The organism is Nocardiopsis sp. FR4 (genome assembly GCF_009830945.1).
In the GTDB taxonomy this organism is placed as follows: Bacteria; Actinomycetota; Actinomycetes; order Streptosporangiales; family Streptosporangiaceae; genus Nocardiopsis.
In genome coordinates, this window is sequence record NZ_VWVV01000028.1 from 1 (window position 1) to 11,312 (window position 11,312).

The following is an 11,312-nucleotide window of genomic DNA, read 5'->3' on the forward strand; positions in this document are numbered from 1 at the left end:
TCAGTGATCGGGTGGCGGTGATGCGTGCGGGGGAGATCGTGGAGATGGGTGACAGTGACGCGGTGTATGAGTCGCCGCGGAGTGAGTACACCCGTCAGCTCCTGACCGCCGCCCCCGTCCTCGACCCCGACCAGGCGCGCGAGCTGCGCGCGGAACGGGTGCGCCAGCGCGCCGGAGGATAGGGAACCCGGGAGGGGGAGTGCCCTCTCCCGGGTTCCCTATCCCGGTAGCCTGCTCAGCCCGAAGCCATCGGTCAGAACAGCTCCCTGCGGCCCGCAAGGGAGTCGATCCACTGGTGCAGGGCGCCGCTCCAGTCGCGTCCGGCACCCTCCTGGTGGCTCACGCTGAAGCGGTGGAAGGTGTCACGGCCCTCGGAGAAGAGCAGCCCCGGCTTCTTGTCCAGCTCCAGCACCACGTCCATGCCGTGCTCGTCGGTGACCAGCGACAGCTCCAGCTCGTTCAGGCCCTGGTAGCGGCTGGGCGAGAAGAACTCGATCTCCTGGTAGAAGGGCAGCCGCTGACGGGTGCCCCGGATCTGGCCCCGCTCCAGGTCGGCCTGCTTGAAGGTGAAGCCGAGGGACAGCAGGGCGTCCAGGACCGCGGCCTGGGAGGGCAGCGGCTCGATGGCCACCGGGTCCAGGTCGCCCGGGTCGATCGCGTTGGCCACGTGCAGCCGGGTGTTCACGCCCACGTTCATGCGGTGCAGGTGACCGCCGCGGTGGAAGGTGACCGGGGTCTCCCAGGGCACGAAGAGTTCGAAGGGCACCTGGAAGCGCTGTCCGGGGGCCAGCATCACCGCGTCGCCCAGACGGACGCGGTGGAACTCCATGTCGCTGTTGACCTCGTGGTCGTCGACCTCGGTCTCGACCCGGGCCTGCAGGCCCACGGTCAGCTGTTCGACCCGCTGCTCCACGTCACCGCCCTCGATGAGGACGTGGCCCCGCAGGGAGCCGCCGGGGGCCGTCATAGATGATTCCAGGGAGGTTTCCACCGAGGCTCCGCCGAATCCGATACCGGCGAGCAGGCGCTTGAGAACCATGGAAAATCTTTCTGTTGTCGTGTCCGGCGGTGCCGGGCCGGGAGCGAGGGAGGAAGGGGGTGGCACCTGTAGGGAAGACGTCGCGCGGGCGCGTCCGGTTCCCGGTTTCTCCGGCTGGTGGGAGAGGGCTTCAGACGAGTCCGCGCAGCAGGGCGCGCAGTCCGAAGTCGAAGCGGGCCCGGGCCTCGCCCTCGTCCGGGGCGTCCTCCTCGTCCTGGTGGCGGACCTGGTGCACGACCGCGCCCACGCAGTAGGAGTGCACGGCGTCGGCGCCGCGCTGCACGTCCTGCCCCGACAGGCCCGCCTCGGTGAGCGCGCGGTGCAGGAGGGCCCGGGTGGCGGCGGTGCTGGGGGTCTGCGGGGCCCGGTGGACCAGCAGTGACAGCGCTCCGGAGAACTCCAGCAGGCGTGCGCGGTAGGCGTGCGCCCACTCGGTCAGGCGCACGTCCCAGGGGCGGGTGTCCCCGGCCTCGGCGGCCGCGGGGTCCTCGGTCTCCCCCTCCTCCCCGCCCCCGCCGGCGAGGTCGGCCGGGTCGATGGGGACGGTGCCCTGCGGCGCGGGCGAGGCCACGTAGGCGGTGATGGCGTTGAACAGCTGCTCCTTGCCGAGGGGGAAGTGGTGGTAGATGGCCATGGCCTCCACCTCCAGAGCGTCGCCCAGGCGGCGCATGGACAGGCCGCCCAGTCCGCGTCCGGCGATGATGTGCAGCGCCTCCAGGATGATGCGCTCGCGACTGAGTCCGGCGTTGTTCCTGCTCACGGTGTTCCTTTCGGGGGTGTGCGCCGTAAAGGTGGCAGATCCGGGCCCGGGGCGCCACCACCGACGCGCGGCCCGGCTCGCCAGATGATCTGCGTCACGTTTACAGTGGCTCGGAACGACGGTTCGCGGGTACGGAGCGCACACAATGGGACTTGGCAATCAGAACACGACGCAGGCGCGGCAGAGCCTGGCGGCCGACCAGGAGCTGGCCGCGAGGCTGCCCGAGCTCCTGCGGGAGGTGGCCCGGGCCCAGGAGGACCTGGACAGGTCGCACTCCCGGGGCGCACCCGTGGAGGAGCTCCACGAGCGGAGCATGGCCCTGGACACGGCGCTGACCGAGGCGATGCGGGCGGCCTACGCCAAGGAACGGGCACTGGTGGGGCTGAAGGGGTACACCGACCGCATCTACCGCCGCAAGCGGCTGGCCACCCCGCGGGTCCGGGAGGCCACGGAGACGGCCGAGCGCCTGCTGACCGCCCGGGAGACCCATCGCCTGCACGGCATCCAGCGGGTACCGCGCCAGGCCGCGTGAGCTCCTCGGCCACGGTGCGTAGCCTCGGGCCGGTACGCGCGCGGTAGGTTGGTGTCCGGTCCGGCCCAGGCCGGGCACCGCAGCAGGCGACGGTGGGGAGCGCAGTAACGGATGTCGGAGTTCATCCGCATCGATCCGACGTCGAAGGTACCGCCCTATGAGCAGATCCGGTCGATCGTGGCGATCCGGGCCGCCAACGGCGAGCTGCCGGTGGGCTACCGGTTGCCGACCGTGCGAGCCCTGGCCGGGCAGCTCTCGGTGGCGGTGAACACGGTGGCGCGTGCCTACCGCGAACTGGAACAGGCCGGGGTGGTCGAGACCCGGGGGCGCTCGGGCACCTTCGTGGCCGCCGCGGGCGACGACCAGCGCGCCGAGGCGCTGGCCGCCGCGCGCGCCTACGCCGAGGTGATCTCCCGGGTGGGCCTGGACCACGAGGAGGCCGTGGAGATCCTGCGCGCGGCGCTCAGGGGCTGAACCCGGCCCCGGAGGCCGCGCCCGGGTCGGGGCCCGCTCCCGGGCGCCGTCGCGGGGCCGCCCGCCCTCCCGGGGCGGGTGGTGGCCGTCCGTCCCTCCTGTGCGTCGCACCTTCCGGCTAGTGTCGGAGGGTGCCGCCACCCCGGGCGGCGCGGGCACCGAGGGAGGCGCCGATGGGCAAGGGATCCGGTGGACGGTCGGGAGGGCGCCCCGCGGGCGGCGCGTCCCCCGGGGGCGGGAGCGGCGGGGGTTCCGGTCGCGGCGGGCCCGGTGGCGGTACCGCGGGTTCCGGGAGGGGCGCCTCCGGCGGCGGTGCGGCCCGGCGGCCGGCCGGCCCCGCTGGCGGCGGACGACCGGGTCCGGTCCGTGACCGGCGCGGGGCGCGCCGGCGGCGCGGTTCGGGGCTGAGCGGCAACCGGCGGCGCGACGACTGGTACCACGAGGACGACAACCACGTCCGCTCCTACGCGGGCGACCGCCGCGTGCGCTCCTACGAGAGCGACAACAGCGGCCTGTACCGGGCGCGGCCCGGCGCGGTCCTGCTCCGGGTAGCCGTCGTCGCCGTCCTTCTGGGCCTGGTCGCCCTGCTGCTGTTCCTGCTCCTGCGCTGAGCGGCCCGGGCCCGGCGCGGGAGGCGGACCGTCAGCGGCGCAGGCCGACCACGGAGACGACGTAGAACAGGATCAGCCCGATCCACACCATGGGAAGCGCGCCGGGCCCGCCCACGGCGGCGGCGATGGCGGTGATGGGGACGCTGACCCCCAGGCACACCAGGGAGAGCACGAAGCGCACGGTGTTGGAGGGGGTTCCGGTCCTGGTCGGCTCCGCCGCGGCCCGCTGGGCGGCCAGATGGTGGCGGACCCGCTCGGCGATGGTGTCGTCGATCCGCTCGACCAGGGACGCGGCCACGGCCTCGTCGTACTCCGGGCCGAGTTCACGGCTGGCCCGCAGCGCCGCCGACACCTCGTCCCTCCGGGACTGGGGGGAGTTCGTCATGCTCCCCATCCTCGCACCGTTTCCGGGCCCCCACCCCTCGGGCGGCGCCGAACCAGGGGAGAATCCGGGACGAACCAGGGTTCTCCCCGGGGCGGGCCGGTCCGGGCACGCGAAAGGGCCGCTCCCGGGTGGGAGCGGCCCCGCGGACGGTTCCCGGCCGGGCCCCTCGCGCCGGCCGGTACGCGCCTGGTCCGGCTGCGCCTAGCTCGCGAAGTCCAGCAGCTGCTGGGCGCGGCTCGGGTGGCGCAGCTTGGACAGCGACTGCTTCTCCAGCTGCCGGATGCGCTCCCGGGTCAGTCCCAGGTGCTTGCCGATCTCGTCCAGCGTGCGCGGACGCCCGTCCATCAGACCGAAGCGCAGGGACATGATCGTGGCCTCGCGCGGCTCCAGGTCCGACAGCGCGTTGCGCAGCTGGTCGGCCATGAGCTGGCGGTCCACCACCTCGGAGGCCTCCGAGGCGTCCACGTCCTCGATCAGGTCGCCGATGCGGGTCTCGCCGTCCTCGCCGATGGTGGAGTCCAGGCTGATGGGCTGGCGGGTGACGCGCAGCAGCTCCTCGATCTGGGCCGGGGTCTTGTCCAGCTCCAGGGCCAGCTCCTCCGGGGTGGGCTCGCGGCCCAGCGCCTGGTGCATGTCGCGCTCCAGGCGGCTGACCTTGCTCAGCAGCTCCAGGACGTGCACGGGCAGGCGGATGGTGCGCGCCGAGTCGGCGAAACCGCGCTGGATGGCCTGGCGGATCCACCACATGGCGTAGGTGGAGAACTTGAAGCCCTTGGTGTAGTCGAACTTCTCCACGGCGCGGATCAGGCCGAGGTTGCCCTCCTGGACCACGTCGAGCAGCGACATCCCCCGGTCGCTGTACTTCTTGGCCACCGACACCACCAGGCGCAGGTTGGCCTCCAGCATGTGGGACTTGGCCCTGCGGCCGTCCTCGGCCACCCACTCCAGTTCCTCGACCTCGGCCTCGGCCATCGGGACGGACCCGTCGACCTCACCGTGCCGGCCCAGCCGGTACTCGGCGTAGAGACCGGCCTCGACCCGCTTGGCCAGGTCCACCTCCTGCTCGGCGGTGAGCAGTTGGCGGCGGCCGATGGCCTTGAGGTAGGTGTGGACCGAGTCGCCCATCGCGGGGGACTGGTCGTCGAGGTCGGCCTCCCCGGTCTCCGAAGCCTCCGGCTCGGAGGCGGCCTGGGTGGTCTCGGTCTTCTTGGTGCGTCGCGTGGAGCGGGTCTTCCTCCGGGTGGAGGGGCCCTTGCGCGTCGCGACCTTGGGTGCCTCGTTGGTCTCGGGCACCGTGGCGATGAGAGTGTCTTCCAGCACGTCGTCCTCGGCGTCAGGATCGGCCACCGGCGCGGAGTGGTCGCCCCCGTTGGCGAGCCGGACCCCGTTCTCGGTGAGTTCACGCAGGATGGATCGGCCGTCGCCAGCGGAGACTCCGGCCTCGGAGAAAGCGGTGCGCAGTTCGGAGAGGGACAGGTGTCCCTGTGAGCGCCCGCGGTCGAGCAGGTCGGCCAGGATCACGTCCGGGCTGTCACCGTGAGCGGTGTCAGCGGGGACTCCGGCGGTGGGTGCCGGAGCGGCCGGGGCAGTGCTCGTCATCGGGGCACCTCCCTCCCTTCCAAGGCGTGTGGCACGCGGCGGAGGGTTCCCGCCGACTGGACGCGCCAATATGTCCAACGTGTCGGGGAGTCAAATGTTCCCTGTCTCGATTGGATATCGGGTGATGTGGCGCGGATCACTGTGTCAGAAGTGGCCAAATGCGCCTGGCAGCGGGTAAAGGAGCGCGTCCGAAACCGGTGCCCGCAGGGCGGTGGACCCGCCGGGAGGAAGGGCGCAGGGGCAGGGGCCTGGACGAGTGGACCGATGGCTGTCGCCAACTGCGGACCTCCTTGGACGAGGGGCCGGAGGAGCGGGTACCCAGATAGACGTCGGGAAACGCGGGGAAGTTCCCCGCCCTTTGTCCTCACATGACCGTTACCGGCCGTGCGCGGGCAGGTCGGAGCCGTGTACGGCCGGGTGAGACCGCCTCCGGCGCACCGCCCGTCCCCGCGAGCCCCGGGGTGGACGGGGTGCGGACGCGCCCCAGGGTCCCATGTGTTCGGAGTGCACCGGTACACGAGCCTTGGCCGGAGGTGCTGCTGGCACTGCTGGGCGCCGCGCGGGAAGCACCGCCGGAGGACTCCGGAGGCGCTGCCGGGGCCGCGCGGGACGGCGCGGTCCAGGCGGAGGTGCCGCCCGTCCGGGGCGGCCCGGGGGAGGGGTCCTCAGGCGGAGGGACCGGGAGTCCGGTGGGACCGCCGGGCGGAGGAGCCGGGAACCGTCAGGCGGAGGCGCCGCGCAGCGCCACCAGGTCGGGTTTGCCCGAGGCCAGCATCGGCAGTGCGGAGCGCACCTCCAGCTCACGCGGGGCGGCGTAGGAGGGCAGGCGCTCGCGCACCCAGTCGCGCAGCTGTTCCAGCGACGGCGGCGCCTGCGGGTCGGCGGGCACCACGACCGCGCTCACCCGCTCGCCCCACTCGGGGTCCGGGCGGCCCACCACCACCGAGTCGGCCACCGCCGGGTGCTCCAGCAGCAGTGCGTTGACCTGGCCGGGCACCACCTTGTGCCCGCCGGTGTTGACCACCTCGTCCATTCGGCCCAGCACGCGCAGGCGGCCGTCCTCCTCCAGGCGCCCCAGGTCGTTGGTGCGCAGCCAGCGCACGCCCTCGGCGTCGGAGGCCACCGCGTCCGGATTCCCCGGGACGCCCGGCGGGAGGCGGTAGCCGCTCAGCAGCACCGGCCCCGAGAGCAGGATCCGCCCCGGCTCACCGGGCGCCTCGGACTCCACCCGCACCCGCACCCCCTCCAGCGGAACGCCGTCGTAGACGCAGCCGCCGCAGGTCTCGCTCATGCCGTAGGTGGTCAGCGCCCGGACCCCGGCCCCGCGCGCGGCGTCCAGCAGGGCGGGCTCCGCCGCGGCCCCGCCCAGCAGGACGCTGCGCAGCGGCGACAGGTCGGCTCCCGCGGCCAGCAGCCTGCGCAGCTGGGTGGGCACCAGGGACACGTGCGGGCGCAGCTCCCGGACCAGGTCCGCGAACGAGGCGGCGTCGAAGGGCGCGTGCACCGCCTCGGTGCCCGTGACCAGGGCGCGGGTCATCACCTGGATCCCCGAGATGTGTCCGGCGGGCAGCACGCACAGCCAGGCCTGGCCCGGCCCGGCGCCGATCCGCGCCACCGAGGCCCGGGCCGAGGCGCGCAGCGCCGCCGCGGACAGCTCCACACCCTTGGGCGCGCCGGTGGACCCCGAGGTGGTGATGACCAGGGCGGTGTCCGCGCCCGCCGGGACGGCGCCCGCCAGTCGGGAGGTCCCCTCGGGGGTGAGCACGGACGCGGGGCGCATCGCGGTGAGCAGGTCGCGCACGCGGGCTTCGGGGGTTCCGGCCGGGATCGGCAGCAGGGCGGGGCCGTGCCCGTCCAGTGCGCGGGCCAGCAGTTCGCCCGTCCGCTCGGGGCCCAGCCCGTGCACCGCCTGGAGGGGCCGCCCCTCCCCGTCGCCGGGGTGCGCCGCCGTCGTGTCCGCCTCGTGCTCGTCTACCACGACCGACAGGGTACGCCCGTGCCCGTCCGTCCCGGTCCGCCTGGCACAATGCGTAGGGTTGACGCTTGGACGCGGCCGTCGCGTCCGCACCGTCCCCAGTGTCCCCGTGAGGAGAAGTAGTAGCCGTGAGCAGCGTGATCGACTGGCAGCGGTCGGGCGAGTATTCCGACATCATCTACGAGACCGCGGAGGGTATCGCCAAGATCACGATCAACCGCCCCGAGCGGCACAACGCCTTCCGCCCGCAGACGCTGTTCGAGCTGCAGGACGCCTTCAACGTGGCGCGCGACGACTCCGGGATCGGCGTGATCATCTTCACCGGCGCCGGAGACCAGGCCTTCTGCTCGGGCGGCGACCAGAAGATCCGCGGCGACGACGGCTACATGGGTGACGACTCCGTGGCCCGCCAGGGCATCGGCCGCCTTAACGTGCTCGACCTGCAGATCCAGATCCGCCGCCTGCCCAAGCCGGTCATCGCCATGGTCGCGGGCTGGTCCATCGGCGGCGGCAACGTCCTCCAGGTGTGCTGCGACCTCACCATCGCCGCCGACAACGCCAAGTTCGGCCAGACCGGCCCCAAGGTCGGCTCCTTCGACGGCGGCTACGGCTCCTGGCTGCTCGCCCAGACCGTCGGCCTCAAGAAGGCCCGCGAGATCTGGTACCTGTGCCGCCAGTACAGCGCCCAGGAGGCGCTGGACATGGGCATGGTCAACACCGTCGTGCCCCTGGCCGACCTGGAGAAGGAGACCGTCGCCTGGGCGCGCGAGATGCTGGAGAAGTCCCCGCTGGCGCTGCGCATGCTCAAGGGCGCCATCAACGCCGTCAGCGACGGCGCCGCGGGCATGCAGCAGTTCGCCGGTGACGCCACCATGCTCTACTACATGAGCGAGGAGGCCCAGGAGGGCCGCGACGCCTTCAAGGAGAAGCGCCGCCCGGAGTTCGACAAGTTCCCGCGCCGCCCGTGACCGGCGCCGAACCCGGCCCGGCGGCCTCCGCCGCCGGGCGCGCCTTCTCCGTCGGCCTGCGCAACCGCTTCCGCGGCATCACCGTCCGCGAGGGGATGCTGGTGCGCGGGCCCGCGGGCTGGGGCGAGTTCTCGCCCTTCGCCGAGTACGGGCCGCGCGAGTGCGCCCGCTGGTGGGCGGCCTGCCACGAGGCGGCCCACCAGGGCTGGCCCGCCCCCGTCCGCGACCGGGTTCCGGTCAACGTCACCGTGCCCGCCGTGGACCCCGACCGCGCCCACGCGATCGTCGCCGCGGGCGGCTGCGCCACCGCCAAGGTCAAGGTGGCAGAACGCGGGCAGGACCCGGCCGAGGACCTGGCCCGCGTGGAGGCGGTGCGCGACGCCCTGGGCCCCTCGGGCCTGCTGCGGGTGGACGCCAACGGCGCCTGGGACGTCGACACCGCCGTGCGCATGGTGCGCGCGCTGGACCGTTTCGGCCTGGAGTACGTCGAGCAGCCCTGCGCCACCCTGGACGAACTCGCCGCCGTGCGCCGCCGCGTCGGGGTGCCGGTGGCCGCCGACGAGTCGGTCCGCAGGGCCGAGGACCCGCTGCGCGTGCGCGCCGCCGGGGCCGCCGACATCGTCGTGCTCAAGGTCCAGCCGCTGGGCGGGGTGCGCGCCGCGCTGCGCGTGGCCGAGGCGTGCGGCCTGCCGGTGGTGGTCTCCAGCGCCGTGGAGACCTCGGTGGGCCTGGCCGCCGGGGTGGCCCTGGCCGCCGCCCTGCCCGAGCTCCCCCACGCCTGCGGCCTGGCCACGATGCAGATGCTCACCGCCGACGTCACCGCCGACCCCCTCCTGCCCGAGGACGGTTTCCTGCCGGTGCGCCGGGTGGAGGTCGACGAGGCGAGCCTGCGCGCGGTGGAGGTCGACCCCGCCGGGTGGCGGGCCCGGGCCGCGGCGGCCCGAGCCGCCGCCGAAGGAGTCCCCGGGGCGCCCGGGGCCGGATGAGGTGCCCGCGCCACCGCCGACGGGATCCGCGGGATCCCGGCGTCGGACGAGGCGCCCCGCCGCGAACCGGATCAGGTACCCGAGTGGCGCATGGGGCGCCTGTGATCACTGGGGTGATCAGGCGGCGCGAATGTGGGGGGACCAACAGCGGGTTCGTTCGCTTCGCGGGTATAGGTGGGGGTTGACTGTAGGGACCGGGTCCACATGGTGATACTTGGTACACATTGAGACGATCGAGAGAGTTGATGAACCCGTCTACCGCCCTGGCGCGGGTCCTGGTCGACGAACTGGCCCGCTGCGGCCTGGCCGAGGCCGTCGTCGCGCCGGGGTCGCGTTCGACACCGCTCGCCCTGGCCCTGGTCGCCCATCCCGACGTCAGGGTGCACGTACGCATCGACGAGCGCTCGGCGTCCTTCCTCGCCCTCGGACTCGCCCGGGTCTCCCGGCGCCCGGTGGCGGTGGTGTGCACCTCCGGCACGGCCGCCGCCAACTTCCACCCGGCGGTCATGGAGGCCGACGAGAGCGGAGTGCCGCTGCTGGTGCTCACCGCCGACCGGCCCCCGGAACTGCGCGGCACCGGTGCCAACCAGACCGTCGACCAGATCGGTCTGTACGGTGACGCGGTGCGCATGTTCGCCGAGGTCGGCACGCCCGACCCGGTTCCGGGCATGGTCGCCTACTGGCGCTCGCTCACCTGCCGGGCGTGGGCGTCGGCCCTGGGCGGACGCCCCGGTCCGGTCCACCTCAACGTGCCCTTCCGCGACCCGCTGACCCCGGACGCCGACACCGGCCCCTGGCCCGAGCCGTTGGAGGGGCGCGGTACGGGCGGCCCGTGGATCAACCGGCCCGGACCTGCCACGGAGCCCGCGCCCTTCACGCTGCCCGACGCGGAGCGGGGCGTGATCGTGTGCGGTGACGGCGACTACGACCCGGTGCCCTTCCTGGCGCTGGCCGAGGCGACCGGCTGGCCGCTGCTGGCCGAACCCACCTCCAACGCCCGCCGGGCGGGCGCCGTCTCCACCTACCGACAGCTGTTGGCCTCCCCGAGCCTGGCCTCGGGCCCGGCTCCGGAGTTGGTGGTGAGCGTGGGCCGCCCCAACCTGTCCCGGCAGATCCTGGCCTACCTGCGCCGGGCCGAGCGGCACGTGGTGGTCACCGCGCAGACCCTCGGCGACCCGGCCGCGAACCTGCCCAACGCCTTCGCCGACCCCGCCCGCACCGCCACCGACGTGGTGGCCGCCGTCGCCGCCCCGGCGGGCCTGGACCCGTCCTCGCCCCGGCGCACCGACTGGTCGGACACCTGGTGGCGGGCCGAGTCGGCGGCGCGGACCGCCCTGGACGCGGTCCTGGACGCCGAGGAGGTGCTCAGCGAGCCCCGCCTGGCGCGCGACCTCGTCGCGCACCTGTCCGCGGGCTCCCTGCTCTTCGCCGGGTCCAGCATGCCCATCCGCGACCTGGACGCCACCATGCGCTCCCGCTGCGGTGTGCGCCTGGTCGGCAACCGGGGTGTGAGCGGGATCGACGGGACCGTCTCCACCGCGGTCGGCGCGGCCCTGGCCCACCAGGCCGACGGGGGCGGGCAGGCCTACGCCCTGCTCGGCGACCTGGCGATGCTGCACGACCAGAACGGCCTGCTCATCGGCCCGGGCGAACCCCGTCCGGACCTGGCGGTCGTGGTGGTCAACAACGACGGCGGCGGGATCTTCTCCGGTCTGGAGCAGGCCGGGCACCCCGACTTCGAGAGGGTGTTCGGCACCCCGCACGGAGTGTCCATGGAGCGGGTGGCGGCCGTGGCCGACCTGCCCTACACCCGCCTGGAGTGGGCCACCGACCTGCCCAAGGCCCTGCTGGGCGAGGGGATGCGCCTGATCGAGGTGCACACCCACCGAGCCGACAGCGCCGCGCTGCGCCGCCGGGTGCAGGCCGCCGTGGACGCCGCCCTCGACGACGTCCTCTGACCCCGAACGGGGCGAGGCCCTCCGA

At 73.8% G+C, this 11,312-nt stretch carries 11 protein-coding genes and 1 pseudogene; 7 read left to right on the forward strand and 5 right to left on the reverse strand.

Translation table 11 applies throughout. The features are described from left to right. Positions 1 to 182: pseudogene (locus FYW95_RS21840) on the forward strand (ABC transporter ATP-binding protein); the annotation flags it as partial. Between the two features lie 71 nt (positions 183 to 253). On the opposite strand, the gene FYW95_RS21845 reads toward FYW95_RS21840, so the two are convergent. After that, complete coding sequence (locus FYW95_RS21845; RefSeq protein ID WP_159945231.1) at positions 254 to 1,039, reverse strand: sporulation protein; 786 nt, start codon at positions 1,037 to 1,039, stop codon at positions 254 to 256. A gap of 130 nt (positions 1,040 to 1,169) precedes the next feature. Beyond that, positions 1,170 to 1,799: a TetR/AcrR family transcriptional regulator gene (locus tag FYW95_RS21850; protein ID WP_159945230.1), complete on the reverse strand. Its 630-nt coding sequence runs from the start codon at positions 1,797 to 1,799 to the stop codon at positions 1,170 to 1,172. Positions 1,800 to 1,944: 145 nt separating this feature from the next. Between FYW95_RS21850 and FYW95_RS21855 the strand changes: the two genes are divergently transcribed. The 3 genes from FYW95_RS21855 to FYW95_RS21865 all read left to right on the forward strand — a co-directional run bounded on the left by FYW95_RS21855 (position 1,945) and on the right by FYW95_RS21865 (position 3,416). Next, on the forward strand, positions 1,945 to 2,331 hold the full coding sequence (locus tag FYW95_RS21855) for a hypothetical protein (protein WP_159945229.1): 387 nt from the start codon (positions 1,945 to 1,947) through the stop codon (positions 2,329 to 2,331). Positions 2,332 to 2,442: 111 nt separating this feature from the next. Beyond that, a complete protein-coding gene (locus tag FYW95_RS21860) occupies positions 2,443 to 2,805 on the forward strand; it encodes a GntR family transcriptional regulator (protein WP_159945228.1) in 363 nt (120 codons plus the stop codon). A 173-nt stretch (positions 2,806 to 2,978) separates the two neighbouring features. Next, entirely contained in the window at positions 2,979 to 3,416 is a 438-nt protein-coding gene (locus FYW95_RS21865; RefSeq protein ID WP_201294981.1) for a hypothetical protein, read from the forward strand. A 31-nt stretch (positions 3,417 to 3,447) separates the two neighbouring features. Here FYW95_RS21865 and FYW95_RS21870 read toward each other — a convergent pair whose 3' ends face one another. The 3 genes from FYW95_RS21870 to FYW95_RS21880 form a co-directional block, all read right to left on the reverse strand. Beyond that, positions 3,448 to 3,810 (reverse strand): hypothetical protein, encoded by a 363-nt coding sequence (locus FYW95_RS21870; protein ID WP_159945226.1) that lies wholly within the window; start codon positions 3,808 to 3,810, stop codon positions 3,448 to 3,450. Between the two features lie 192 nt (positions 3,811 to 4,002). Further along, positions 4,003 to 5,400: an RNA polymerase sigma factor gene (locus FYW95_RS21875; protein WP_159945225.1), complete on the reverse strand. Its 1,398-nt coding sequence runs from the start codon at positions 5,398 to 5,400 to the stop codon at positions 4,003 to 4,005. 721 nt (positions 5,401 to 6,121) lie between these two features. Beyond that, a complete protein-coding gene (locus FYW95_RS21880; protein WP_201294984.1) occupies positions 6,122 to 7,297 on the reverse strand; it encodes an AMP-binding protein in 1,176 nt (391 codons plus the stop codon). Between the two features lie 206 nt (positions 7,298 to 7,503). Between FYW95_RS21880 and menB the strand changes: the two genes are divergently transcribed. The 3 genes from menB to menD all read left to right on the forward strand — a co-directional run bounded on the left by menB (position 7,504) and on the right by menD (position 11,287). After that, positions 7,504 to 8,343, forward strand: a complete 840-nt coding sequence (menB, locus tag FYW95_RS21885; RefSeq protein WP_159945224.1) for a 1,4-dihydroxy-2-naphthoyl-CoA synthase — start codon at positions 7,504 to 7,506, stop codon at positions 8,341 to 8,343. Then, complete coding sequence (locus tag FYW95_RS21890; protein WP_159945223.1) at positions 8,340 to 9,329, forward strand: o-succinylbenzoate synthase; 990 nt, start codon at positions 8,340 to 8,342, stop codon at positions 9,327 to 9,329. Before menB ends, FYW95_RS21890 begins: the two co-directional genes overlap by 4 nt. Before the next feature lie 245 nt (positions 9,330 to 9,574). Beyond that, the gene (gene menD, locus FYW95_RS21895) at positions 9,575 to 11,287 is read left to right on the forward strand and encodes a 2-succinyl-5-enolpyruvyl-6-hydroxy-3-cyclohexene-1-carboxylic-acid synthase (RefSeq protein ID WP_159945222.1); all 1,713 of its coding nucleotides are present in this window, start codon (positions 9,575 to 9,577) and stop codon (positions 11,285 to 11,287) included. The last annotated feature ends 25 nt before the right edge of the window (positions 11,288 to 11,312 follow it).